Genomic DNA, 26,664 nt, shown 5'->3' on the forward strand with positions numbered 1-26,664 from the left:
CGCGGTCGATACCCAACGTCTAAACTCTAGCGAAACAAAGACAGTATCTGGGAGCCACATGGGGCTAGCCCCTCGTGATATCGCCCGCCATAAAACAAAAAAGGCGCGAGCCTTTCGGCCCGCGCCCCTTCGATCACGAAAACCGCGATCCGATCAATACATATGCTGGCCGCCATTGATGCTCATCGTCGAGCCGGTCACGAAACCGGCGTCTTCGCTGCACAGGAACGCCACGCCGCGCGCGATTTCCTCGGCATGGCCGAGGCGGCCCACCGGGATCTTGGCGACGATCTTTTCCAGCACCGGCGCGGGGACGGCGGCCACCATTTCGGTGTCGATATAGCCCGGCGCAATGGCGTTGACCGTCACGCCAAACTTGGCGCCTTCCTGGGCCAGCGCCTTGGTGAAGCCATGGATGCCCGACTTGGCCGCGGCATAGTTGACCTGACCATACTGGCCCGCCTGCCCGTTGATCGAGCCGATGTTGACGATGCGGCCCCATCCGCGCTCGCGCATGCCGGGGAACGTCGCCTTGGCCATGTTGAAGCAGCCGCCAAGGTTGACGCGGATCACTTCATTCCAGTTGTCGAAGGTCATCCGGTGGAGCACGCCGTCACGCGTGATGCCCGCGTTGTTGACCACCACATCGACCGGGCCCAGATCGGCCTCAACCTGCGCGACCCCCGCCAGAGTGGCCTCATGGTCGCCCACATCCCATTTATAGGCGGCAATGCCGGTGGCCTCGGTAAAGGCCTTGGCCTTTTCTTCATTGCCCGCGTAATTCGCTGCAACCGTGTATCCCAGATCCTTGAGCGCAAGGCTGATGGCCTCGCCAATGCCCCGCGTACCACCTGTAACGATTGCCACTCGCGTCATGCATTTCCTCCAGAAGAAGTTGGCCAGAATACAGCACAGCCCCAAGTGCTATCGGCGCAATGCGACAGAGGCAAGTAACTTGGCGGCCTATATCGCGCAAAAATTGCGCAGTTTAGCGCAAGACTGGAGGTAAATTACGACATATGCTGCATTTGCGAAGTAAATCATCAAATGACGCATTTGCAGCATAGGATGGTACGCATACAATTTGACGCCGATTACGCCGTATGGTGCGCCAATTGTAGGGCAAATGGTGCGCGGGCTCAGAACCGGAACTGCGTACCGACAAAGACCGCCTGGCTGTCCGACTTGGTGTCATTGGTGGGTTTCAGCCGGTCGCGGTCCTGCGAATAGCGCACGCCCGCGGTTACGTCGAAATTGCGGGTGACGCGATAGGATCCGCCCACATCGACGCTTTGTTCGCCAAAGCTTTCCAGCGTGCGCGGTGCGCGCCCCGCCCTCTCGCGATCAACCAGCTGAATGTGAGGGGCCAGCCGCGAATCGCTGCCATTCTCCACACGGGGGAAGGCGGAGAGATCGGGCAGATCATGCTTGGCGTGATCATTGCCGGGCAGCGAATAGGTCGAGGTGAGCGTCGAAAAATTCTGATAGCCGCGCGAAAGGCCCAGATTGTAGGCGTTGGGCGCCACGCGCGTATTGGGGCCGGGCGGCGCGATCCGCGGCGCAGACCCGCGAACAACGATGGCCCGCGCGGTTTCGGCATCCACCCGCACGGCCACCGTCACCGAACGGTCGGGCCTGGCGGCAAGCCCGGCGGGGGTGAAATGAAACAGCGCTTCCTTGCCCTGCATGAACTGGGCCTGCTGGCGCGCGGCCATGGCGCGCGCGACGCGCGGGTCCAGCTCGCTGGGCGTGAAACCGTCATCATCGGCGCGGGAATCGGCGCTTTCCGAGGTCGTTTCAAACCGCGTGGAAAAGGCCAGCACCGCGCTGGGCAGCGCAAGCAGGCCGACGGCCCCGGCCATGACCAGGGCGGGCATCGAGCTGCGCGGGACCAAAGAGAGCGTTGCCTGTTTCATCATTCGTGAATCGCAGCCGGGTGTTTCCGGCATCAATATCCATACACCTCAAATCCTAAGCGCGCCATGATGAACCTTGGCTGCACGGCCCTGATATGTTCAGCCAAGGTTCACGCCGTCGCGGGCCATGAAAGAAGCATGCCCATCGCCCCTTGTCGCGCGCTTTTTGGCGGTTATAGAGACTTGCCAACCCTTGCGCGCGCGATGGCGTGGGCGGAGCGTGGAAAAACAGTTTTTTGGGGCCCAAGCATTTTGGGTTTTTGAGACGGAAAGTGCAGAACCGATGATGGCCAGCAAGGCTCCTGCCCGTAAGTTTATCAGTCCGATGCTGCGTGGGGGCGCGGTGGCTCTGGCCCTGCTGGCGCTGGGCGGTTGCAAGATCGGCGGCATGCGCGTGCATAACCCGATCCATATCAAGCACCACCGCGTGACTCGCAGCACGGTCATGCTGCCGCCTTCGAATCTGACCACGATCGGCGTGAATGCCTATCTGTGGCGCGCGGCGCTGGATTCGGTGTCCTTCATGCCCCTGCTGCAAAGCGATGCGAACAGCGGCGTGATCGTGACCGATTGGTATTCGAACCCGTCGAATCCCGGCGAACGGATGAAGCTGACCATTGCGATCCTCGACAAGGATCTGCGCAGCGACGCGCTGCGCGTGTCGGCCTCGCGCCAGGTGTCGAAGGACGGTTTCTGGACCGATGCGCCGGTGGCCGCCGCCACGGTTCAGCGGCTGGAGGACGTGATTCTGACCAAGGCGCGCGATCTGCGTCAGGCCACGCTGATCAAGTAAACATCAATTCTGACCGTTTGCCTCCTGCCTTGCCTCCATATCGGCAAGCCGGGAGGCTTTCTGGTATAAAGGGCATGAGCAAATGAGTGAGCGTTTCGATTCCAGTGTTGCCGATGGCAAGTGGCAGCGCGTGTGGGACGAGAAGCAGAGCTTCCGGGCCGATGACAAGAGCGCCAAGCCGCGTTCCTATGTCCTGGAGATGTTCCCCTATCCCAGCGGGCGCATCCATATCGGCCATGTGCGCAATTACACGATGGGCGATGTGCTGGCCCGCTACAAGAAGATGCAGGGATTTGAAGTGCTGCATCCGATGGGCTGGGACGCGTTCGGCATGCCCGCCGAAAATGCCGCGATGGAAAAGGGCGTTCACCCCGGCGGCTGGACCCGCGACAATATCGCCAACATGAAGGCGCAGTTGAAGCGCCTCGGCTTTGCGCTCGACTGGAGCCGCGAGATCGCCACCTGCGAGCCGGACTATTACGGTCAGGAACAGTCGCTGTTCCTCGACCTGTACGCTGCGGGCCTGGTCTATCGCAAGGAATCGACGGTCAACTGGGATCCGGTCGACAACACCGTGCTGGCCAATGAGCAGGTGATCGACGGACGCGGCTGGCGTTCGGGCGCGCTGGTGGAAAAGCGCAAGCTGAACCAGTGGTTTTTGAAGATCACCGACTTTGCCGACGAATTGCTCGAAGGTTTGGGCAGTCTCGAAAGCTGGCCGGAAAAGGTTCGCCTGATGCAGGAGAACTGGATCGGCAAATCGCAGGGGTTGCAATTCCGGTTCAACGGCGATGTTGAGGTCGAGGTCTATTCGACCCGCCCCGACACTTTGTTCGGCGCCAGCTTTGTCGCGATTGCCGCCGATCATCCGATTGCGCAGAAGCTGGCGGCGGACAATGCGGCGGCGGCCGATTTCATCGCGCTGTGCAAGCAGGGCGGGACGACTGCGGCGGAATTGGAAACGGCGGAAAAGCTGGGCTTTGACACCGGCCTGCGCGTGGCGCATCCGCTGGACGCATCGTGGCAATTGCCGGTCTATATCGCCAATTTCGTGCTGATGGATTATGGCACCGGCGCGGTCTTCGGCTGCCCCGCGCATGACCAGCGCGATATTGATTTCGCCCGCAAATATGGCCTGCAGGTTACGCGGGTTGTGGCCGATGGTGACAAAACCGATCCGGTGTTTGAAGGCAATGAGGCTTATACCGGCCACGGCGTAATCGTGAACTCGCACTTCCTCAACGGCATGGACGTGGACGCGGCCAAGGCCGCCGTTATCGCCAAGGCTGAAGCCGAAGGCTGGGGCGAGGGCAAGACCGTGTGGCGCCTGCGCGACTGGGGCGTTTCGCGCCAGCGCTATTGGGGCACGCCGATCCCCTTCATCCATTGCGAAGTCTGCGGCGTGGTGCCGGTGCCCAAGAAGCACCTGCCGGTAACGCTGCCCGAGGATGTGACGTTTGATGTGCCCGGCAACCCGCTGGACCGCCATCCGACGTGGAAGCATGTCGATTGCCCGCAATGCGGCCATGCCGCGCGGCGCGAGACAGATACGCTCGACACTTTCGTCGATTCCTCCTGGTACTTCCTGCGCTTTGCCAGCCAGCCTGACGATGCGCCGTTTGATCCGGCGGAAATCGCGCGCTGGCTGCCGGTGGGGCAGTATATCGGCGGGATCGAACATGCGATCCTCCACCTGCTCTATGCCCGTTTCTGGACCCGCGCTCTGGCCCGCATCGGCAAGATCGACGTGACCGAACCCTTCGCCAGCCTGTTCACGCAGGGGATGGTGACGCATGAGACGTACAGCCGCATCGATCCGTCGAACGGTCAGCCGATCTGGTATGCGCCCAGCGATATTACCCGCACCGGCGAAGGCGCGAGCCTGAAGGCCGATGGCGGCCCGGTGGAAATCGGCCGCGTCATCAAGATGTCGAAGTCCAAGAAGAACGTGGTCGACCCCGACGAGATCGTCGCCACCTATGGCGCCGACGCGATCCGCTGGTTCATGCTGTCCGACAGCCCGCCCGAGCGCGATCTGCCGTGGAGCGAGGCCGGAATCGAGGGCTGCGCGCGCTTTGTGCAGCGCTTGTGGCGCCTGTTCGCGCAATATGATGCGGCGGCGCAGGGCGAGGACAAGGCGGTGGATCGCAAGACCCATCAGACCGTGCATGCCATTGCCGCCGATATTGAGGCGCTCAGCTTCAACAAGGCCGTGGCGCGCATTTACGAACTGACCGGCGTTGTCGAAAAGGCCGCGCCCAGCGCCAGCCGCAGCGCGGCGATCAAGGCGGTCCTGCTGCTGATCGCGCCGATGATGCCGCATCTGGCCGAAGAGGCTTGGGCGAGCATTGGCGAGGATCTGATTGCGGACGCCGCATGGCCCGCCGTTGATCCGGCGCTGCTGGTCGATGATGAGGTGACCATCGCGGTTCAGGTCAAGGGCAAGCTGCGCGATACGCTAACCGTGGCTAAGGGGACGGCGAAAGAAGAGCTCGAAGCGCTGGCTTTGGCGTCGGAAAAGGTGCAGCGTGCGCTCGAAGGGGCTGCGATCAAGAAAGTGATCGTGGTGCCCGATCGCCTCGTCAATCTGGTGGTCTGATTATGCGTCGTCTCCTGCCTCTTTGCCTTCTGGCCATGCTGCCCGCCTTGCAGGGCTGCGCTTTGCAACCGCTCTATGCGGGCGGGGGGCAGGCCTCCGTGGCGCAGGGGCTGGGGTCGATCTCGGTCTCGCCCATTCAGGGCAAGGCGGGGTGGCTGATGCAAAATGCGCTGGTCGATCAATTGGGCGCCGTCCCCGAAGGAACAGCGCCGCGTTATCGGCTGGAGGTAAGGCTCAACGATCAGTTGCTGGGTCTGGGCTTGCTGTCGAACAACACCGTGGGCCGCGAGCGGCGCATCCTGCGCGCGCGTTATCAGTTGGTGGATGCGGCCAGCGGCGAGGTGTTGCTTGACGCCACGGCGGGCTCGGATGCGGGCCTTGATGTGGTGTCTTCGGAATATGCGACGGTGGCCGCCGAACAGACCGCGCTGGAAAACCTGACGCGGGCCGTGGCCAGCCGGATCGTGACCAATCTGGCCGTCAAACTGCGCGCGAGGCGATGAAGGCAACCCAGCGCGATTTCGCGTCTCTGGCCCCTCGTGCGGCCCAGACAATGCGCATCTTCTTTCTGTGCGGCACCGATGATGCCAGTGTGCAGGATGCGGCCTTCCGCATCGCCTCGCTGTTGTCCGATGCGGGCGAAAGGGTGGAGTTCACCGGGGCCGAGTTGAAGCGCGATCCGGTCCGTTTGGGCGATGAGGCGCGTTCGACCTCGCTGTTTGGCGATACGCGGCATATCTGGGTGCGCTGTTCGGGCGACGAGGCGCATGATGCGGTCGAAAATCTGATTGGGGGCGATGTCGCGCCCTGTCCCGTCATCATTCAGGCGGCCAATGCCAGTGATAAATCGCGCACGGCCAAGCTTCTGGAAAAGCGCGATGACGCGCTGGTCGCGATGTTTTATCCGCCCGATCTTGCTTCGGTGACCAATACGGTGCGTCAATTGGCGGATGCCGCCGGGGCGCCCATGGATCGCGAATTGGCCCAGCGTATCGCAGTTGCGGTAGGATTGGACACAAGGTTGGCAGCCTCGGAAGTGACGAAACTGGCACTCTATCTGGACGCGACCCAGGAGAGGCCTCGCGCCGCCACTCAACAGGCCTATGAGGCGGTGGGAGCCAGAACGGAAGACGATGGTTTTACCAGTTTGGTAAATGCCGTTCTGGGAGGAGAGGCGGCAAGGTTGAATATCGAGTTGCGCCGGATGGCTGAACTTGAACTGAACCCGGTTGGCCTGCTGCTGGCTTTTGAGCGCCGTGTTGCCCAATTGGCACAGTTGGCGAGTCGGATGGGAACCAACCCGGATATTTCGGCCTTTATGGAGGCGGAAAAAGCCTCGCGCAGGGTATTTTTTAAGGATGTTCCGGACCTTACGCGTCAACTCCGCATATGGCGAGGCCGCGCGTTGAGCCGTCTTTGTGAACGGTTGATGACTCTTCATCGCAATCTGATGATGAATAACCAAAGCGCCGAGCTGTTGCTTGCGCAGGAATTGGCGGAAATCGCCCGATATGCAAAAACTCGTTGCTAAACAAAAATTTGCCGAACCAAATCTGTGAAATGTTCTATATCTGAACAAGGTATAAGTAAATTTTTATTTTGCTGCAATGCAGCGTCGTGTTAGGGAATTTACCTAGCGCGGTCAGGCGGGGATTGTCTGGGGCTGGCGCTAAGGCATGAACCGACGTTGATGCGGCAAAATTAGCAGGGTGGAGCAAGCATGGACGCCTCAGTAGCACGTGCTTCCGGTTCGTTACGGAAGCGGGCCAAGGCCAGGTCAAAAGCGTTGCGCATGCCGTTAATGCCTTCGTTGCAGCAGCGCCGCCTGCAGTGTCACCTTGTCTTTATGTTAGGCGACATTCTGGCAATTTTTGCCGGCTTCTTCGTTGCCGGGTTCATTCGCCAAGGCGTTGTAACCGAATCGACGATGATTTTGCCGCAGCTTGTCTTGCCAGTTTATCTGACGATCGCGCTGTACAATGATGCCTATTCTCTCAATTCCCTGAGCAGCACGACTCACAGTGTATCCCGCGCGCTTCTCGCGTTGGGATTGTCGATTGCGGTGATCACGTTCATCACCTTCTATGCCCGATCTGCTGCGGATTATTCGCGCGGGCAGTTTACCATCGGCGTTGTATTGTCGGCACTCTTTGTGCTCGTGAACCGCGTTTTGATGCGCCGTGTGGTCCGCTGGCGCTGCGGCGTTTCGGTGATCAACCAATTGGTGATCGATGATGGCGGTCCCAGCATTAGCCTCCCTGGAGCGTTCCACGTTTCCGCGCAAAGCTTTGCCCTTACGCCCGCGCTTGATGATCCGAACGCGCTTGATCGCATTGGGATGATTATCCGGAATGCCGATCGCGTGGTGATCAGTTCTGTTGCCGAGCGTCGCGCTTGCTGGTCGATCATCCTGAAGGGCGCCAATGTTGCTGGCGAAGTCGTGGATGACACGGTGCTTGAGCTGTCGGCGCAGGGGGCGCGGATCGCCGGAGGCCACGGGTTGCTGCTGGTCTCTGTCGGGCCAATGGGGCTTCGTGATCGCATTCAGAAGCGTCTGCTCGATGCATTCGTGGCTGGTTCAGCCTTGCTCGCGCTATCGCCGATCATGCTGTTGGTGGCCTTGGCCATCAAATTGGAGGACGGCGGGCCTGTATTCTTCGTTCAGCGCCGCGTTGGGCGAGGGAATCGGTTCTTTCCCATCTTCAAGTTCCGCAGCATGAGCGTGAACCGTGTGGGGCGCAACGGCACTCAATCCGCGTCCAAAGACGATAAGCGGATCACCCGTGTCGGCAAGTTAATCCGTTCGACCAGTATCGATGAGCTGCCCCAGTTGCTGAATGTTTTGCGCGGGGACATGAGCCTGGTCGGGCCGCGCCCCCACGCGACGGGTTCGCTGGCGGGCACCAAACTGTTCTGGGAAGTCGATCAGCGTTACTGGGAGCGCCATGCACTCAAGCCCGGTCTGACGGGGTTGGCCCAGGTGCGCGGCTATCGCGGGGCTACGGATTGCGAAACCGATCTGACGCAGCGCTTGTATGCCGACCTTGAATATCTCCATGGCTGGTCGCTTTGGCGTGATATCTGGATCATGCTGCTGACCGTTCGCGTCGTTGTTCATTCTCGGGCATTCTAAGCCAACCATTGGCGACCGGCATTAAGTCAGGGCTTTCATGGCGTGCCGATTTGGATCAATCTGTGCGCCAGAATGACAAAAAAGGTTTCTCACAGCGAATATGACGCCACAGGCAAAACTGTAGTGCTAGACTTGTTTCTGCTCTACGTGTAATCATTAGGTTTACTCACGTAGGTTCCTTCGGTGATGGAAGGTGGCTGGTTTTATGACGCCTTTCACGGCTGATGTTTTCAAGAAGCAGTGTTCTCTTCCGGTCGGCGTATTTCCGCATTGGTTGGTTCAGAGCCCCTGTTTTTGCCGCAAGCCGACTTCTGCGGCTCTCGGAGTCTAGGCTGTGCGAAACCTCCTTGTTAATCAGGATCGTACAACTTTCGTAACGTTAGCCTGTCTGTTCATCCTTTTTGTGGCGGGCGGCGGCGGGGATGCCGCGCCGTCTTTGGCGGGAGTAGTTCAGGCCGTTGTCGCAGTGATGTTTGCCATCTGGCTGATGACGCTGCGGGCCGATGAAGTGTCTCCACCGCTCGCGACTTATGCCGTGGCGGCTCTGGTACTGGCATTGCCGCTCCTCCAAATGATGCCGCTGCCACCCGCTGTCTGGCATGGCATGCCCGGGCGAGAACTGATGCGCGAATCGCTGGCCCTGGTGGGAGCCGCAGACGACTGGCGTCCTTTGAGCCTGTTTCCATTTGAAACCCTGGCTGTTTTGATGACCTTGGTGCCGGCGGTTATCATGCTATTTCTGGCTTCATCGCTGCGCTCGTCCGGGCGGCTCCTGCTGCTGATCCTGATCGTTTTCGTAGCCCTTCTGGCGCTGGCCGTCGGGGCGGTGCAGGTGTCGGGTGCGGATGGCAACGTAATGCGTTTCTATAACGCGAATTCGGCCATCCTTTCAGGTTTTCAGTCCAACCGCAGCGGACAGGCCGATATTTTCCTGATCGCGATCGTTTGCGTCGGGGCCGTTACCCGCGAACTGTATCCCAAGGAGGCAATCGCGAGCCGTCGCTGGCGATTTTTGCTGCTCAACGCATCTGCCGGTCTGCTCTTTGCCTTGGCTGTGGTGCTGACGCGATCGCGCTTTGGGATGATCATGGTGCCCTTAGCGCTCCTGCTCCAAATGGCCTTTTTGCGCAGTGCGTTAAATCTGTCGCGTCGTGCCTTGGTCGTAGGGGGCGGCGTTTTGGCGCTGTGCGCGTTTGGCGGCTTGGCTTTGATCGGGAATATTCCAAAGATCGGTCTGGCCTTGAGCCGTTTCACCACCACGGTGGAACTGCGGCCTGAGATTTGGAAAGACACCCTTTATCTTACCCATAAATACGCGCCATGGGGCTCTGGCATGGGCACATTCGAGCCAGTTTTTCAGCTTGATGAACGGCTTGACTGGCTTGGCTATCGCATCATCAACCGGGCGCATTGCGATTTCCTTGAGCTGTATCTCGAAGGCGGCATTCCTGCCGTGGTGATTTTGGCTCTTGTTGTCATGATAGTGGCTTGGGCAGCGGTTAAAGGTCTGCGCCAGACATCCGGTCCGGGCCAATGGCAGATATGGTGCGCTTTATGGAGTTTGTGCCTGATTGGAGCACATTCGGCACTAGATTATCCATTACGCTCCATGTCCGTTGAAGCTATATTTGCCGTGATGGTTGCGATTATCCTTTGCGGTGCGCGACCAAAGAAAACTCGTCCCGAATTGGAATGATAGGTATGAAGATGGTGGAACGGTGCGCGATCGGGATTGCTTTGGCACTTGCTCTTGCGGGATGCGGCTCTGTGCGGCCGAACACGTCGATTCCTTCGGGGAACGCGGCCTATCAATTGATCCCGGCAACGGAGAATGGCTATGATCCCGGCGCGATCCAGCCCGGTGACAGGCTGGCGATCCGTGTGGTGGGTGAGCCTGATCTGAGCAATGAACAGTATTGGGTCGATGGCGCCGGACGTGTTCAGATGCCGCTGGTCGGTGAATTTGAGGTCGTCGGGCGTAATACCCAGTCTGTGCGTGAGGAAATCGAAAAGCGGCTTGCGGTATCCTATATCCGCAACCCGCTGGTATCCATCAGCATCGTCGAGCATGCGAAATATGGCCTTACCGTTGAAGGGGAAGTGCAGAAAGCGGGGCGGTTTGAAGCTTCGCCCGGCATGACGCTGCTGGGGGCTATCGCCTTGGCGGGAAGCACCACAAAGGACTCGAAGCTGAACGAAATCTATCTGTTTCGTGAAAGAGGTGAGAAGCGCATCGGCGCTCGCTTCAATTTGTCCGACATCCGCAACGGTCGCAATCCCGATCCGCAAATCCTGCCCGGAGATGTGGTCGTGGTGGGTCGATCGGCACTCAAGGGGACCTGGCATGAGGTTCTCGCCGCCGCGCCCTTTGCCAACATCTACTACAACGTAGCGCGCTGACCCCTATCGGATCAGGCACAAGCATCAGGAAATATGACCTTGTCTACAGCTGCTACACCCGAAGCTTCCGAACCGGAGAACCCCTTTGGCCAGACGGGGGGAGGGCTGAATTTTCGCTATATCTTCGCGATGCTGCGCGCCAACCTCACATTGGTCAGTTCGCTATTCTTCGGGTCGATACTCGTATCGCTGGCCGCCACCCTGTTGCAGACGCCGATCTACACTGCGCGCGGCACTATCCAGATCAACAGCGGCGCCAACCGCGTGCTGTCCAAGGATAATGACGAAAGTCAGGGCGAAGATGCCAGCGCGATGCAGGATGCCGATCGCTATTTGAAAACGCAGGTCGACATTCTCAAAAGCCGCTCTCTTGCGTTGCGGGTGGTCGATGCACTCAAACTGGTCGACAATCCCACTTTCTTCACATCCATGCGCGGCAAGCCGCCTCGTGCCGGCTCGACGCGCAATCAGGCATCGCTGCTCGCTGCCAGCTTGCTGATGAAATCGCTGGATGTCACGATTCCGCGTGACAGCCGTATTGCGACAATCGCCGTTGAATCAGCCGATCCGACCTTGTCAGCCAAAATTGCCAATGCCTATGCCTCGGAATTCATTCAATCGAACCTCCAGCGCAAATTTGAAAGTTCGGGCTATGCGCGCGAATTTCTTGCGCGCCAGTTGGTTCAGGTAAAGGACAAATTCGAACAGTCGGAGCGCACGCTGAACGATTATGCGCGTTCGGCCGGGCTTATTCATTCTGGCAGCACTTCTGCGGGCACGGGCGGACAGCCCGCCATGCAGGGCACCTCGGTTATCGGGGCCAGCCTGAGTCAGTTCAACCAGTCGGCCAATGATGCAAAGGCCCGCCGCATTGCAGCTGAATCGCGCTGGCGCGCGATCAACGCCGGGCCGCTGCTCAACGCCTCTGAAGTGGTGACCAACGCCGCCGTCTCGTCCTTGCTGACCCAGCGGGCAACCGCTTTGGCCGCGCTGGAAGAAGAGCGCGCGCGTCACCTCGACGGCTATCCCACGGTGGCGGCGAAACAGGCGCAGGTGCAGGCCCTCAACAGCCAGATCCAGACGCTGGCGAACAATGTGCGCAATGCGATCCGCTTGGAATATGAAGCGGCGTTGAAATCGGAAATCGAGCTGAATTCGCAGGTTGATCGCCTCAAGGCGGACACGTTGAATGAACAGGATCGTTCTGTTCAATACAATTTGCTGCAGCACGAAGTGGAAACCAACCGCCAAGTGTATGACGGCCTGTTGCAGCGTTACAAGGAGCTGAACGCTTCGGCCGGGATCAGCACGTCGAACATTTCGGTGATCGATATTGCCCAGATCCCCACGCGGCCGAGCTCGCCCGATGTTCTGCGCAACCTGCTTTACGGTTTTGCAGCCAGCATTGTGCTGACGACCACCATTCTGCTTATCAAGGAGCAGTTCGACGACTCCGTTCGTATTCCCGAGGATATCGAGAGCAAGCTGGCCATTCCGTTGCTGGGCGTTATTCCCGTGTCGAACGGCGACAGCCCCACCATGGATCTTGACGATCCGAAGTCGCAGATATCCGAGGCTTACAACTCTTTGCGTGGTTCGCTGCTCTTTGCCACGCCAAAGGGGTTGCCGCAGCTGATCATGGTGACCAGCGCGCAGCCGGCCGAAGGCAAGTCGACGAGCAGCTATGCCCTTGCACGCACTTTGGCGCGAATGGACAAAAAGGTTCTGTTGGTTGACGCCGACCTGCGTCGTCCCTCGCAGCACCGCTACATCGACTATGACAACCAGAAAGGCTTGTCCGATGTGCTGACCACGCGCACGAGCATGGCAGAACTGGCCCAGCAGGCGCAGCAATCGACGCTGTCGCTGCTGACTTCCGGCCCCATTCCGCCCAGCCCGACCGAATTGCTGTCGAGCCTGCGTTTTCGCGAGGCTCTGGAAGAGGCCAAATCAGTCTATGATGTCATCATCATCGACTCTCCGCCTGTACTGGGCTTGGCAGACGCGCCGATGATCGCCGCGATTGTTGAAGGGGTTGTCTTCATGGTGGAATCGGACCGCAGCCGCCACGGCGCGCTCAAAACGTCGTTGCGCCGTTTGCGTGCGGTGCATCCGAATATTCTGGGCGGCGTGCTGACCAAGTTCGATCCGCTCAAGAGCGGCAGCCGGTACTCGTCGTACTACGGCTACGAATATTATCAGTATCAGTACAGCTACGGCAAACGCTGATCCGTTAGATTGGAGGGCCGCAGAGCGCTATGGGAATGGTTCGGTGTTGATACGGCCTCTGCGATGGGCTGCTGCCACGGTTGTGGGTGCCTATGCCCTTTTGGCGCTGGCGGTTGGAGCCGACAGGGGCGACACCGCTGGCGCCGGCATGCCTTTTGCTATTCCCTCCGCGCTTCGGGTGAATGCACAGCTTGGGGATTTGCGGACTGCTGTGGGGCGCGGCGACAGCGGAGCGGCCGTTGCATATGGTCGCGAATCGGTCGCCCTTGTTCCGCTCGATCCCAGACGCCTTGGCCTTTATGCCACCGCCTTGACCCGCAAGGGAGAGGGTGAGAAAGCTTATGAGGTGTTCCTGACGGCCGGAAAGATGGGCTGGCGCGATCCCATTACCCAGTATTTCTGGATGCAGACGGCGATGGGGCTTAACGATGGCGCGGTTGCTGCCTTGCGCCTCGATGGCATGCTGCGCACCTGGCCCAGTTTTACGACGCAAGCAGATCTTACTGCTCCATTTGAAGTGAACCAGCAATTTGGCGACGCGCTTATCGCGCGAATTAAGCTGCAGCCGGAATGGGCCCGCGACTATGTGGCCAGCACGAGATTGCTGGAGGGCACGCGACTGGCCGATCGTCTTGATTTGCTCCATCGGCTTGCCGCAAGCGGTACGAAAGTCGGATGCGCGCAGATCGCTCAGGTTGTCGAACCCATGGCCCGTAACGGGCTGGTTAACGAGGCCTATGGACTGTGGCGAGACCACTGTGACGACAAACCTGCGGGCCTGCTCATGGACGGGAATTTTGAGGCCTACAATCCTGATTACGAGGAGACTGTCCCCTTCCGTTGGAGAGTGCCCGCTTCTGGTGATTTGAACGTCGAGGATCAGCGCGAGAAGGCGGGTGGCAAATTGCTGGCGATGCGCAATGTCTCGCCTATCCCAATGGTGGCCGCCAGCCAGATTGCGATGGTGCGGTCGGGAGATTATCGGATCTCATGGCTGGCCAAAGACGAAGACGGCAAGCCAAGCCATGCGATAGCGCCCCAATTGTGGTGTTCAGACGCCAACGAAATTGTGCCCTCCAATGTAACAGCCTTGCCGGGAGGACGCTGGCAGGCGGATCTGAGAGTGGCAGACGAGTGTAAGGCTTGGATCTTGCAGTTCACTCTTCAGCCAACGCCTAAGCCGGTAATATTCGGTTCGGTGTCGTTGACGAAGCCTTCGGCACAATAATCACATCATTTGTCTTATCTTTGAGAACTAATGGCGCAGAAAATTTTTCCTTTTTGCGTCATAATGGATAATAGTTTTTTCACTAAATGGACTAAATCAGCAATAACTTAGTTCGATTGAGATTAACCTTTAATCGAAAATAAAACTGGGCTAGACGATTACCACGCTTAGGGATGGCGTATATCATGGGTAAAGCACGGCCAAAGCGGCTTGCGCTGGTCTGGAGCCAGTTTGCCGCCTATCATGTTGATCGCTGTGAGGCGCTTGCTGCACTGACAGCTGGCAAGGTCGATATTTATGCGGTCGAGGTCGCAACCTCGTCACATCTCTACGCCTGGGAACCGTCCGGAGCGATCAGAGGAACGAAAAAGATCACCCTTTTCCACGGGAAAAAGTTCGAGGAAATTGCTCCGTTACACCGATTTCTGAAGCTGTTCGTCCAATTGGTGAAATGCGATCAGGTGTTTTGGGGGATCGGTTATCATGAGCCCGAAATTATTCCTTTGATCTGGTTGCTGCGCCTCTTTGGCGTGAAGGCATATTTGATGATGGACTCCAAATATGATGATTCACCGCGGCAGAACTGGTTTGAGTTTTTAAAGTCCATCGGCTTGTCGGCTTATTCCGGAGCGCTGGTGGCCGGACATCGTCATCGCCAGTATGTTGAGTTTCTGAGCTTTCGAAACAGGCCTGTATTGCTTGGCTATGACTGTGTTGCAATGGCGCGGTTTCAAAAATTTAATGTTGAAGACAGCAATAAGGTTGATTGGCAGGATCGTGATTTTCTTTTTGTTGGAAGATTTGTTGCGAAGAAGAATATCTTAAAGCTGATCGACGCGTTTAATATGTATTGCGAATATGCAAAAGAGGATGCGAGACGTCTGATATTGGTGGGGGACGGCCCCCAAAGGCCGGAGATCATGAGGAAGATTGTCGATCTTGGGCTACATGGCCAAGTCATTATGACTGGCTTTTTGCCCAGCGATGAGGTAGCCAAAGCTATGGGTATCTCCCTAGCTTTGCTCTTGGTAAGTTATGAAGAGCAATGGGGATTGGTTATCAATGAAGCAGTCGCTTTGGGGCTTCCTGTGATCGCGTCGGCAAATTGCGGTTCAACAGATCTGTTGGTTCGCAATCTCGTCAATGGCTTGGTGGTCGAGCCTCGCTCGGTCGAGGCAATTTGCGCTGCCATGGTGCGAATGGCGGGTTCCGAGGAAGAATGGCAAGCCATGTCCAAGGCATCGTCACGGTTTGAACAGTTTGCTGATGTTAGCTTCTTTGCAAACTCTGTAATTGAGCTTGCGAAAATAGAATAAGCAGCAGGCCAATTGGCAAATTTTTTGAGGCAATTCTGTGCAGGCAATCGGATTTCTTTGGGCCCAGTTTTCAGCCTATCACGTTGACCGCTGCGTCGCGGCTGCCAGCCGCCTGGCCGGTCGAGCACAGGTCTATGCTGTGCAGGTCTGTACCAAATCCAACCTCTATGTCTGGGAACCGTTCAAGGATGTAAAGGGCGCGACAACGGTCACGCTGTTTCCCGACACACTCTATGAGTCGACCTCGGCTTGGTCGCGCTTTCGCAAACAATACAATGCCTTGCGTAAATGCAAGACCGTATTCATCGGTGTGGCCTACAGTGAACCTGAAATTTTGCCGATGGTCGTTTTGCTGCGTTTATCCGGGGTGCGTGTCATTATGATGAGCGCGACCAAGTATGATGACTATCCTCGGTCGGCGTGGGTTGAACTGATCAAGGGGGCATTGCTGTCGGTCTATCAGGGAGCCATTGTCGGCGGTCGGCGGCAAATGGAATACCTGCAGTTTCTCGGGTTCCGCAAAAGGCCTATTCTTACGGGCTATAATGCGGTCGGCCTTGATCGTGTCCGCAAGCAGGGTGAGCAGTATCTACCTGCGGAGGGTGTGTCGTTTCGTGATCGCCCATTCGTCTATGTCGGGCGCTTCGTCCCTAAAAAGAACCTCGAAGTCCTGATCGAGGGATTTGTCCGCTATGTGCGCAGCGTAGGGCCGCAAAATGCCCATAAACTCTTGATGGTAGGCTCTGGCCCTCTCGAAGGTGCCTTGCGGCAGCAGATTGTCGAGGCGGGTATCGAAGAATTGGTAGAGTTCTCCGGCTTTCTCACGGCCCCTGAAGTGGCAGGAGTACTGGCCCGCAGCCTCGCGCTGGTATTGGTCAGCACAGAGGAGCAGTGGGGCTTGGTGGTGAATGAGGCCCTGGCATTCGGCACACCGATGCTCACCTCCTCGCCGGTGGGGTCCAATGATGCGCTGACGAGGAATCTGGTCAATGGCTATATCGTGGAGCCGGATTCGCCCGAGGGTGTCGGCCGCGCCATGGCCCTGCTTTCCAGCGAAGAGGAATCCTGGAATCGCATGAAGGAAGAATCCCTGAAGCGCCGTTGGATGGGCGATGCGGAGCGATTTGCCGACGCTGTTGAGGTGATGCTCTTTCCCGATGCCACGGAAGCGAGAGAGCGGGTTACCCGCTTCATGCAGGAAATGGGCGCTGCGCACTGAACCACGCGAAAGGCCGTAAAGCCTTTAAATCGCTGGAGAGAGCGGGTCTTGATGCGTCATGATCCTCTGAATGATGGCAGTCAGAGGATCATGACGCATCTGTAATACGGAATTACGCGGAAAGCGGGGCTGAGAGGGCCAGGCCAACAGTGCAGGTTAAATCCGATAAGATCGGTGCCTGCACTGGATAAGAAAAAGCCCCTCCTGAGGCAGGAGGGGCTTTCCGAAAGCAATCCGATATCAACAGATCAACGCGACGAAATAACGATCGTCTGGTTGCCCTTGTTGTCGTTGACGACTTCGGTCACCACAAACGAGCCGACCGCAGCGCCGACCATCGGAACGGCAAAATTGGACATAGCGTTCCACGTTGCCAGGCTGACGGTCTGCGTGGCCTGCGCTTCAACGCAGCGAGCAGGAGCATTCTTGCCTGCAACCCGCTTTGCCGAAGCAAGGCAGGATGCGCCCAGGTTACGCTTGGGAGCGGTGTTGACCAGTTGGCTCTTTGCCGCAGCCGGAATGGCGGCCGACGAACGAACCGAAGTGTTTTGAGCGGGCGCGCCGGCCACCAAACCGGCAGCGGCGAGTACCACAAGCATGCTAGCAGCCATCTGACTATCTCCTATCTACGTACATATATGTAGCACGGCGTAAAGGTAAGAGTCGAGGATTGATTTCGCAGTGCAGCATGGGATTATGCAAAATTTATACAACCTCACTGCCTATTGTGCTATTGGATTGGACCTAGAAGTGAGGGCATGATCTACAAATAGCCAAATAGTTTAGGCGTTTAGCGGATGCCGCGACGAGGCGATGATCCATTGAACTGGAATGGATTTCGAAGAACCGTTTGTTTGAAGGGGGAGACAAATTTGCAACTGCTGCGCCGCAATCGCCCTTGTAAGTGGCGTAATCTTTCGCCTGTCCCTGAGGGCAGGCGCAGTGAACAGCGTGCTTGAGCCACATGGTTGCCTAATGGCCGCAAGCCGCAGACCCAGCCCATGGGGTGGAAGTTCCGCTTGGCGATGCCGAGGCGCCCGATCGGGTGCAAATCATCGGGCGCACGATCAAGGCCCCGGACATTCCCCGGCTGAGCGAAAGGGGCGATGGCAACCTCTTGCGCGTGTGTGCCATCCATGCAGAATGGGGTGATCAGTTCACCGAATATACGGGTCGGAATACCAAATGAAGCCATTTCTATAGACAATTCTTACAACATATTTTCGAGAATCGTTTTGAAGCATGGTGTTGTCATTTGTGTTGCGATCAAAGACAAGGTTTCGATTAATGGAAAGTATTGGATTGGTCGTCGGTAGTTTGGCCTGATCGGCCAGATTTCCATTCATCAGCAGGTCGACCGATAGAATATCGCTTATGTTCAGATTATTAACGGCAACATTGCCACCGTTCCATTGCACAGAAGCTGTAGCAAACCGAGGAGAGAACAAGCGGTTGCTGACGCTATAATAGCTGAAAGGAGCACGATCTCCACCTCGAGGCATGGTGTGAAACAGGACTGGAGCGGACAGGATTTCCACGCCATCGCCTCGCACTTTTACCCGGTAAAATTGGGATGGATTTAGCCCAGGCTGTGGAATGGAGATCCTCAATGTGCTCAAATCGGCAGGTTTTGCCGAAAAAATCCCGGAATTTATTGTCTTTCCCTGACTATCTGTCACGGAATAGGTCAGGCTATAGAATTGGTTTGTCGGGTTTATTGCCGATAGCTCTATCGAACTTTTATCACCAGGATAAAGTATTTGTGGCGTTGTCAGATAAAATGCTCGTTGAAATGGGTAGGCCTGCCCTAAGAACTTGCGTGCATACCAAAGATTGATGTCGGAACGGGTGTAACCCCACGTACTGTCCGGCAGCAGATTGGTGTGCTCGATAAAGTCATTGGCGGTTGAGAAGTAGACCCATGGCGATCCCGAATTAAGGAAGTCATTCCAATAGTTGGTCAGGCGTTGGGTGCCCAGAGGGTCTGTGCCGAAGCCGGTAAACAGTCCATTTTGCAATCTGCCACGAAAGTAGCCGGGCATGACGCTATTGATCCAAAACCTGCTGTTGTTTCCAATGTTAAGCGAGAAATTCCGGTTAGAATCTGCCGAATTGCCCATACCAGCGCTGGAAAAATTATATGCAGCGTCCCAATTGGGCGCGAGGTGCGAGGCGATGGCCATTTTTTGCGCCGGGGCTTCATTGGCAACCCCGATATCGCCCGCCAGGAATATCTTGTAGCCCGCAGCGCTCAAACGCTGGCGCAGATTCATCCAAAACCCTGCAGGCAAATTGCGAGATCCATAGAAAAATACAATAAGACGACCATCGCGCTGAATGGCTGGATTGGAATATTTCTGCGAGATATTATAGGAACCGACGATCATGTTGAACATGTCATTGTCGATCCCTGGGTAATATCCTGCATCAATGCAAGGCGCGACAGTAATGTTCGAGTTCTGAAGGAACGCGACCATTTTTTCGTATGCGGGCAGACCTGGTGCTTTGCCTTTGGCTTGGGGGTTTATCTCGAAGCTTAGCCCATTTATCCCGGTATTCTTTAGCATCGTGACGAATCTGGTCTGAAAATCGGCATCGGACCTGTCGTCAGGCATATGCAGGGTCAGCGGATAGGTCGCACCATATTGTGTTCGTGTGTCATTGGGCATGACCGGAAAATAATGGGCCCACACCATTTTGGGCATTGTCGCTTGCGCCTGGCTGAGATGCGGTAGCGAGGCGCATAATGCCAAACCTGGTGTAAGCCATGCTTTTTTCATAGGTGCGTCCCTCTTTCCCGCAGCCCGCGCGGGTCTATGCAATGACCCTTAACGCACCTAGGCTGAGTACGAAATGAACAGGAGCAAGCCTAGTTTCAGGGCTAATTTGTGCATGGTCCGCCATATTGGCAAAGTGGCCTGATTGGAATTACAGTTTTCCTACATGAACCGTATTGGTTAATCGTCTTTTTGGTTTGATTCGAAAGGACGAGCTGCGATGACACCAATCAAAATTCCCTCGGGCTACATTACTCCTTCGGCCATGACGTTTTCAGCGCCTGACAACTCGGCCAATTTTGTATCGAGCAATAGTCCTCTCCCTGTGACGACTGTGGGCGGACCGACCACGCCGCTCGCTGGCGAGGCCAGTTCGAGCATCAGTGTGGGTCCCTATGTCCCTGCAATCGGCCGCAGCGTGATCCTCGCCCTTTCGGGCACGTGGCAAGGGAATGTCTCGATCGAACGGTCGACCGATGGTGGAATTACATCCTTGCCGATTACCATCGGCGGAGCACCCTCCGGCATTTTCTCCAGCAATTGCTGCGAGGCAATTTGGGATGAGAGCGAGGTCGGCGCGCAGTTGTATTTGCGCATGACCATCATTTCGGGAACCATTAAATACCGGGTGGCGCAATGATCGACCTGATTTCACGCAGGCTGGCAATACAAAGCGCCAGTAATGCCGCGGCCGCTTTGCGCGCAGCACAAACCCGTGCGATTGTGCCGACCCAGATCGGCGCAGTCGGCGATGGGCTGTCCGGTTCCGCCGACCAGGGAGGCTTTGATGCCGCCTTGCTTAATATGATCTCCTCACGCTCGGCCGCGCCCACCGGCGTGCTCGGCCCGCTGGAATATCAAAACGGCATCATGATCGAACCGGGCATCTATGATGCGGGCGATCTGACCCTGACCGATGGTTCGCTGCGCCTTGTCGCGAGGATTCCGTGGACGGTGGTGATCCGCATTCCCGACAATAAATATTTCTGTACCCAGACCGGCCAGCCCTTTTCGATTGTCTGCGACGGGATCATCTTTGTCGGTGGTAAAGGCGCGTACAAATCAACGCGCAACGCTGCCAACGTAATTAATCTATGCCAATTTACGCGCTGCCTGTTCTACAATTACAGCGAATGTGCGATCAGCAACAATTCCTCGGACAGTCCTTATCTCAAGGTTAAGGACTGCTTCTTCGCCGGAAAATCGACATCCTCGACGATCGGCATCGCATGGGGTGGCTATGTCGATCAAATGGTGATTGAGGACAACAGCTTTGGCCCGAACGAATATCACATCGCGGTTGGCCCCTATCTTTCGGGCAGTTTTCACATCCGTCGCAATGATTTTATCGGTCAGACCAGCGTGGCGACCAAGGCGGATATCTGGCTTAAGCCGAACGTCACGAACAACGGTGACACCAATGGCGGCCATGGCTCCTTGATCGAGGCCAACAAGTTTGGCGCCGAAGGCCAGATTCCGGGGCAATGCGGCCCGCGCATCCTGATCGCGACCGAGGATACGGCCACGGGCATCGATCGTGCGACCTATCGTCCGGGGCAAACCGATATCGGCTATCTGTCGGGCTTGCGGATTCAGAATAACCGGGTGGCCTCGATAACTTCGCCCAATGTGCCCTTTATGCGTTCCTATATTTCCAATCTGCGCGGGGTGCGGATGGCCGGAGACATTTATGTCGGCGGCCAATATACGCATGTTATCGAGTGGCCGAACGGGCGATCGTCCAATTTCGGAAACACCAACAGCACGTTTGAATTCGACGAGGCCAGCGGCTCGGTTCCCATCGCCTTTTCCAGCCATTTGTGCGGGCGCCTGCGGGACTGGGCTTGCTATTGGCCCGGCGATGCCAACCGCATCGAACTCTATCCGGTGGGCGACAGCGCCAAGATCACCTGCCTGCTGAATGGGGTAAGCCCTGTCATGCGCACCACCATGAGCGGGGTAACCAGAGTTCGTACTGCCGACACAAGCGGTTGTCAGGATTGGGATCTGGTTACGGTGAGCAGCTTAGGGGGCGGCATGGTTGCCGGGTTCAGCGCGGCAGGGTTGCCCAATGGCGAGGGCACTGTCTTTTTGGAACTGGCCCTGAAAAAGGCCCCGGTGCGCAGTGTCTCTCAGGTCACGGTCGAGGTCTTCAATTATGCCAACAGCGTGGTGGCGCTTCAGCGTACGGTCTCATTGCCTGCATCGGGCGGGCGTTTCATTCAACCGGTTAACTTGCCTGTCCATGCTTCGCCATCGACATGGCAGGTCCGTGTTAAGGCGCCGACGATCGACGTCGGAAACGCGGATCAGTTCATCACGGGGGACTGGATTGTCAATGCGGGCTCAGCGCGAATTGGGCGAGACCTGGCTCTGGCCCAATATCCGCTTTTGCCCCGCAACCGGACAATGATCGGCGGTGGCGTCAATGCGTGGCCCATGGGATGGTCGGGCACGCCGTCAGGTGGGTTGTCCGGTTTGACCATCACGGTCAATGCCGTGGGCGCTGATCAACTGGGGCATTTCATCGATTTGCAATTTGCCGGCACCACCACCAACGCTGGCAAATTCACGGTTTATTGCGAGGCCGTAAAGTCGGTTCCCGCCACCAGCGGCCAGACATGGACATATTACATGCCCATGGCCTTGACGGCCGGAAATCTGACCGGCTTGATCCCGGGGGCGGGTTTTGACGGCACCAGCGGAGCGATGTTGCTCAATCTGCTCAATTATAATTCGGCAGGTACGCTCCTGGCCGACATACTGACCGCATTTACGCCTACCGCCACGATGGCAAGTTATGGGAATGGAGCCATAACTCTGACGAATGGGGCCACAGCCTATATCTTGCCCAGCCTGATGTTCACCTTCGCCAGTGGGGTTGCGACCAATTTCACGGTCCGCATTTATACGCCAAGCCTGCGTCGCGTGAACTGACGATAGGTATAGGCTTTCTGCGGCTCGATGGAGCTGCAGAAAGCCTATACTGATTGTTTAGCGCGGAACGCGTTGCTTGATGGCCGCAACCAACGGTTTCTCAACCCAAATATGGATGGCGCAGGTCATCGCAATCACAATGACAGAGATCGAAAACACGATGATCCAGAGCGGCAAGCCAAGATGGAGTTTGGCCGTAATCGCGAGCAGGCCCGACGCAATCCCCGGGTGAAACAAATAAATGGAATAGGACGCATCGCCAAAAAAGTTGGCGATGTGGCCAAGCTTCCCGTTGGCTGGCGCCAGTTTGCAGCCGAGCAGCACGACCAAGCCATTCATAACGGCAAGAACCAAGCAGGATACGAGTGAAGTAATCTGCAGTTGGCTCAGGCCCCATACGAAAATGACAGTTATGGCCAATGCATAAAGCAATACGACAGGACTAAGGACAGGAATCTGCCAGTTGCTTTGCGGGTCCATCTTTAACCAGCCAATCGCGAGGATGAAACCAGCGCAGAATTCAAGGTTCACAGGCGATGCCAATATGTCGATGAAGGCGTCCGGCACAACAGTGGTGGCGAATTGATTTCGAAAAAGGCCGATCAGGGTCGGTGACACAAACCACAGGTATAGGAGAGGGCGCCATCGTTTGGTGCCTGTCATGAACGAGATGGCAAAAATAATATAAAAAATGAATTCGTGGCGCAGAGTCCAGATCATTCTGGGCTCAACAGATCCTTGGGGAAACAGTACCAGAGCTCTTAAGTACTCAGAAAAAATGATCGGCGTTGAGGTGAACATGCCGCGAAGAGCCGCATAGCTTAATATTCCGACCCACATCAGCGGAATGATGCGCACGGCTCTGCGCAGGAAAAATTGGCGGACAGAAATGGCTGGGAGCAGCGCGGGTCCTTTGAGAGAAACGGCAACGATGATGAAGCCGCTGATAACAAAAAAGATATCGACGCCCAGCGCTCCCTTTGAAAGAGCGCCATTCCACAGTGATTGTCCAAAATATTTTGGAAACGCAGCCATTGCCGAAACATGGTCGAGTACCACCGCTATGGCTGCGAAGCCGCGCAGATATTGGATGCCAGAGATCTCCGAACGATTGGACATCGAATTTTTCTAACCTTTGATGGGTAAGAGGTGGTGCAAACTTACCCCAATTGACAGCAGGCATAGGCCCAGCAAGGGTAGCGCTTGTCCAAATGAGACTTTGCCACGGCCGCATGTCTTGATCGAGGCAACCGTGAATACCGCCAGTATCATGGGCTCGCTATAGCGTTGATAGGCGGCGTAGGTCAGCATGAGGGCGCAAAGGAAACCGGCCAGAGCCATGATTTCCGAGGGCAATTGCCCGGCAGCCTTCAGGTCCAGCGCCATCAGCAGCAGCGTCGTCGCGCCGGCCATCGCCATGATCAGTACCGCCACGGAATGATGCCCGAAAAGACCCACCCGGGCCAGGCTCCATGTGATTGAGCCAAACCGTCCAGCCTCTGGTATCGGGTCGGTCGGCACAATGGCCCACAGGGTCAACACCAGAATATTGAGCGCGACTAGTGCGATCTGGATCTTTCGCTCAACCAGAAAGGCGGTCCATTGCGGAAAGCGCAGCGCGCCAAACCCGACGCCCCACATGCCCGCCACCCCCAGATGACCAAGCAGGGCGTAAGGGAACAGCCCCTTGGGATTTAGCGCGGCCACCATGCCCGGGGGCGTCAGGCCGCCCCATTGCCGAATATAGATCGCCAGCATCAATACAGCGGGCATAGCGGCCATGCCCACGGCGATGAGCGTGGCAGGAGATCGTGCGGCCAAGGCACGAATGCCGTATAACAACCCGACAAAGGGCAGCAGCAGATGGCGCGTGCCCGCAACCAGCAGCAGCAGGAGGGCTTGAGCTGGAAGCCGGGATTTTTCCCAATCCAGCAGGGCGATCAGCACCAGCGTCAGCGCAGGGCCATCCGTGCCAAAATAGACGGCGCCGGAAATGACATACCAGCAGGTGGCTAGCGGCAGTGCCAGCAGCAGCGCCATCGGGGCATCCAGACGACAGCGCAGGCGAGAGGTCAGCAAAATCAGACCGGCCGCGCTGATCATGAAATGCACAAGCCTGACCACCAGAGTGGAATTGTCCACCATGGTCAGGCCAGCCAAGCGCCCCATCACGCCCATCAGCGCATGATACAAGGGCAATGTCGTCGCCGTGGCCGGATAGTTCAGCAAATTGCCGGGATGGGCCAGAAAATAGTTGATCTGGGGCAGATGGAACGTGACCGCATCATAGGCCAGTCCGTCATGACCGGCGCTGCCCGTCAAAATGACAGGCAGGGTGAGGCACAGGAAGAGGCCAAGCGCCCACCGTGCATCGATCATGTTTTTAACACGCGCCTTATCAGCCATTGCCGGGTACCTTGTCGACCGGTGCGCTCAATTCGACCCAGGTCCCGTTCGCCTGCTTCACTTGCCATCCCGGCAAGGCTGCGATGGCATCACGCGGCAGCATCAGGTTGACATGCCAGGCACTCAGCTTTGACCTTGTGTCCGCCTCGACCATGCCCTTGCGCAGGCCGTCCAGAACTTTGGCGATCACCGCATTGCGCTCTTGCTGGCGAAGTACGGCATCCGGCGAGGACAGATAATAGACATTGCCATCAAGGCCGCTCTTGCGGGCAATGGTGTTCCATGAGGGCAAGGTCCAATCTTTTCTGGGCGAGAGAAACAGCACTTTGCGATCGACGGGGTCGTCTCGCATTGTGGAAAGCAGACCAAGCGCATCGGCAGGGATGGTTCGGTCGACAAAGCCCAGTTTGCGGTCGAGCCGATAGACCGTGCGATCACCCGACAGATTGGCCGCGAAAAACAGGCCCAGCCCCACACCCAGAATCGACATGGCGAGTGGCAGGCTGATCATATCGCCAAGAGCAAAAATCGTGATTCCACGTCTTTGGGCCAGATAACGCAGGCCGCGCAGCACCAGCAGGGCCCCTACCATAACCACGGCCAGCTTGATCCATTTTCCTTCACTGGTAACTTTCAGGACGACCAGCGCGGCAAGCAGTATCGCGCGTTCCAGCCCATTGAGGGTTTGGGTGTCTTTCAAGCGCATCAGCGCCAGCAAAAAGAAAATCAGACTGGCCGTTTCCAGACCGCGCGCGGGGCTGAGCAGGACGGCGACGGGGATAGGCGCGATTTTCCAGCCCCAAGTCAGATATATGCCGCCCACCAGCCAGATCAGCACACTGCCCACAAGGATTGCGCCAATCGGCGCTTTCAACGTCGATGGCAGTCTGCGCCACTCCAGAAACGAAAACGCCATCGCGCCCAGAAACAGCAAGGTCTGCAAAAGGGGGCCGGCAAAGGGATTGTCTTCGAGCGGATAGGCCCCAATCAGCACCCGCGTCATCATCATCTTTTCATCCGGCGACATCGGCTGGATATTGTGCAGCGCGCTCCACCCGGGCGCCGCCACGGACAGCAGCAACAGAGCCCAGGCCGCCCAGGATGTCGAGCGCATGGCCAGCAGCGCCAGTCCGGCAAAGCCCACCAGCGGCCAGCCCACCTTGAGCGAGAGCAGATTGATCGGGATAAGCAGGGCGGCCATCGCCACCACCCGCCGCTCGATCAAAAAGCAGACAAACCATGCCCGCAGTGCCAGCGCTATGAAGGTGAAGGAGAAATTATGCTCCTGAAGCCATGAGGCCTTGTTGAACTGGATCAGCTTGAAGTCAAGGAATGCCAAAGCAACCAGCAAGGTAAGCCGCATCAGCGGATCTGTGACGCCAAAGCTGTTGCCCAGCACGCGCCAGATCGCCGCCCCCGCCAAGGCGCCTGTGCCCAGATAAATCGTGATCAGCAGCACCGGTTGGGTGATGTCAAGATGCAGCCAACCCAGCAAAGCCATCAGTGGGGTTGAGCTCGGCACCATGGAATGACCAATGTAGTCATCCATTCGATAGAGCGAGGGATCGGCCACCCTTTGCAAAAATGGCGCGACCACAGCGTCCACTGCCGTAAAACGCGCATAAAGCAGCAGCAGGATGGCCAGCCCCAGCATGGCCATAAGCACAGGCGCCATGCGGTCTGAAACAGGATGATCCTTTATCACACCATG

Annotated in this window: 20 protein-coding genes; 13 read left to right on the forward strand and 7 right to left on the reverse strand. The window is 57.2% G+C overall.

Annotation, left to right across the window (positions count from 1 at the left end; all coding sequences use genetic code 11):
• Nucleotides 1-153: 153 nt before the first annotated feature.
• Together phbB and PQ467_RS02045 are read right to left on the reverse strand one after the other, a co-directional pair.
• Nucleotides 154-876, reverse strand: coding sequence for an acetoacetyl-CoA reductase (gene phbB, locus PQ467_RS02040; RefSeq protein WP_274174903.1), 723 nt, complete (start codon nucleotides 874-876; stop codon nucleotides 154-156).
• A 263-nt stretch (nucleotides 877-1,139) separates the two neighbouring features.
• On the reverse strand, nucleotides 1,140-1,919 hold the full coding sequence (locus tag PQ467_RS02045; RefSeq protein WP_274174904.1) for a hypothetical protein: 780 nt from the start codon (nucleotides 1,917-1,919) through the stop codon (nucleotides 1,140-1,142).
• Between the two features lie 283 nt (nucleotides 1,920-2,202).
• Here PQ467_RS02045 and PQ467_RS02050 point away from each other — a divergent pair, with 283 nt between their 5' ends.
• The 11 genes from PQ467_RS02050 (at nucleotide 2,203) to PQ467_RS02100 (ending at nucleotide 16,833) form a co-directional block, all read left to right on the forward strand.
• A complete protein-coding gene (locus PQ467_RS02050) occupies nucleotides 2,203-2,709 on the forward strand; it encodes a DUF3576 domain-containing protein (protein ID WP_443192991.1) in 507 nt (168 codons plus the stop codon).
• 82 nt (nucleotides 2,710-2,791) lie between these two features.
• A complete protein-coding gene (gene leuS, locus PQ467_RS02055; RefSeq protein ID WP_274174906.1) occupies nucleotides 2,792-5,308 on the forward strand; it encodes a leucine--tRNA ligase in 2,517 nt (838 codons plus the stop codon).
• Nucleotides 5,309-5,310: 2 nt separating this feature from the next.
• Nucleotides 5,311-5,811 carry an LPS assembly lipoprotein LptE gene (gene lptE, locus PQ467_RS02060; RefSeq protein ID WP_274174907.1) on the forward strand — a complete coding sequence of 167 codons (501 nt, stop codon included), beginning with the start codon at nucleotides 5,311-5,313 and terminating at the stop codon, nucleotides 5,809-5,811.
• 50 nt (nucleotides 5,812-5,861) lie between these two features.
• The gene (gene holA, locus PQ467_RS02065) at nucleotides 5,862-6,839 is read left to right on the forward strand and encodes a DNA polymerase III subunit delta (RefSeq protein WP_337995113.1); all 978 of its coding nucleotides are present in this window, start codon (nucleotides 5,862-5,864) and stop codon (nucleotides 6,837-6,839) included.
• A gap of 189 nt (nucleotides 6,840-7,028) precedes the next feature.
• Nucleotides 7,029-8,441 carry a sugar transferase gene (locus PQ467_RS02070; RefSeq protein ID WP_274174909.1) on the forward strand — a complete coding sequence of 471 codons (1,413 nt, stop codon included), beginning with the start codon at nucleotides 7,029-7,031 and terminating at the stop codon, nucleotides 8,439-8,441.
• A gap of 334 nt (nucleotides 8,442-8,775) precedes the next feature.
• On the forward strand, nucleotides 8,776-10,137 hold the full coding sequence (locus PQ467_RS02075; RefSeq protein WP_274174910.1) for an O-antigen ligase family protein: 1,362 nt from the start codon (nucleotides 8,776-8,778) through the stop codon (nucleotides 10,135-10,137).
• Between the two features lie 5 nt (nucleotides 10,138-10,142).
• Nucleotides 10,143-10,841 carry a polysaccharide biosynthesis/export family protein gene (locus PQ467_RS02080; protein WP_274174911.1) on the forward strand — a complete coding sequence of 233 codons (699 nt, stop codon included), beginning with the start codon at nucleotides 10,143-10,145 and terminating at the stop codon, nucleotides 10,839-10,841.
• Nucleotides 10,842-10,874: 33 nt separating this feature from the next.
• Nucleotides 10,875-13,070: a GumC family protein gene (locus PQ467_RS02085; RefSeq protein WP_274174912.1), complete on the forward strand. Its 2,196-nt coding sequence runs from the start codon at nucleotides 10,875-10,877 to the stop codon at nucleotides 13,068-13,070.
• 148 nt (nucleotides 13,071-13,218) lie between these two features.
• A complete protein-coding gene (locus PQ467_RS02090) occupies nucleotides 13,219-14,298 on the forward strand; it encodes a hypothetical protein (protein ID WP_274174913.1) in 1,080 nt (359 codons plus the stop codon).
• Between the two features lie 185 nt (nucleotides 14,299-14,483).
• Nucleotides 14,484-15,614, forward strand: coding sequence for a glycosyltransferase (locus PQ467_RS02095; RefSeq protein ID WP_274174914.1), 1,131 nt, complete (start codon nucleotides 14,484-14,486; stop codon nucleotides 15,612-15,614).
• 37 nt (nucleotides 15,615-15,651) lie between these two features.
• On the forward strand, nucleotides 15,652-16,833 hold the full coding sequence (locus tag PQ467_RS02100; RefSeq protein WP_274174915.1) for a glycosyltransferase: 1,182 nt from the start codon (nucleotides 15,652-15,654) through the stop codon (nucleotides 16,831-16,833).
• A 248-nt stretch (nucleotides 16,834-17,081) separates the two neighbouring features.
• Here the strand turns inward: PQ467_RS02100 and PQ467_RS02105 are convergent, their stop codons facing one another.
• Together PQ467_RS02105 and PQ467_RS02110 are read right to left on the reverse strand one after the other, a co-directional pair.
• Entirely contained in the window at nucleotides 17,082-17,432 is a 351-nt protein-coding gene (locus PQ467_RS02105; protein WP_274174916.1) for a hypothetical protein, read from the reverse strand.
• Between the two features lie 558 nt (nucleotides 17,433-17,990).
• Nucleotides 17,991-19,613, reverse strand: a complete 1,623-nt coding sequence (locus tag PQ467_RS02110) for a hypothetical protein (RefSeq protein ID WP_274174917.1) — start codon at nucleotides 19,611-19,613, stop codon at nucleotides 17,991-17,993.
• Between the two features lie 217 nt (nucleotides 19,614-19,830).
• Here PQ467_RS02110 and PQ467_RS02115 point away from each other — a divergent pair, with 217 nt between their 5' ends.
• Nucleotides 19,831-20,250, forward strand: a complete 420-nt coding sequence (locus tag PQ467_RS02115) for a hypothetical protein (protein WP_274174918.1) — start codon at nucleotides 19,831-19,833, stop codon at nucleotides 20,248-20,250.
• Nucleotides 20,247-22,547 carry a hypothetical protein gene (locus PQ467_RS02120; protein ID WP_274174919.1) on the forward strand — a complete coding sequence of 767 codons (2,301 nt, stop codon included), beginning with the start codon at nucleotides 20,247-20,249 and terminating at the stop codon, nucleotides 22,545-22,547. The genes PQ467_RS02115 and PQ467_RS02120 overlap by 4 nt, the downstream gene beginning before the upstream one ends.
• Nucleotides 22,548-22,604: 57 nt before the next feature.
• Here the strand turns inward: PQ467_RS02120 and PQ467_RS02125 are convergent, their stop codons facing one another.
• Genes PQ467_RS02125 through PQ467_RS02135 form a run of 3 tightly spaced genes read right to left on the reverse strand, consistent with a single transcriptional unit; the run spans nucleotide 22,605 to nucleotide 26,628 of the window.
• The gene (locus PQ467_RS02125; RefSeq protein ID WP_274174920.1) at nucleotides 22,605-23,666 is read right to left on the reverse strand and encodes an acyltransferase family protein; all 1,062 of its coding nucleotides are present in this window, start codon (nucleotides 23,664-23,666) and stop codon (nucleotides 22,605-22,607) included.
• A gap of 9 nt (nucleotides 23,667-23,675) precedes the next feature.
• A complete protein-coding gene (locus PQ467_RS02130; RefSeq protein ID WP_274174921.1) occupies nucleotides 23,676-24,926 on the reverse strand; it encodes a hypothetical protein in 1,251 nt (416 codons plus the stop codon).
• Nucleotides 24,927-24,945: 19 nt separating this feature from the next.
• The gene (locus tag PQ467_RS02135) at nucleotides 24,946-26,628 is read right to left on the reverse strand and encodes a hypothetical protein (protein ID WP_274174922.1); all 1,683 of its coding nucleotides are present in this window, start codon (nucleotides 26,626-26,628) and stop codon (nucleotides 24,946-24,948) included.
• Nucleotides 26,629-26,664: the final 36 nt, after the last annotated feature.

This window comes from Novosphingobium sp. KACC 22771 (assembly GCF_028736195.1).
Classification (GTDB): Bacteria; Pseudomonadota; Alphaproteobacteria; order Sphingomonadales; family Sphingomonadaceae; genus Novosphingobium.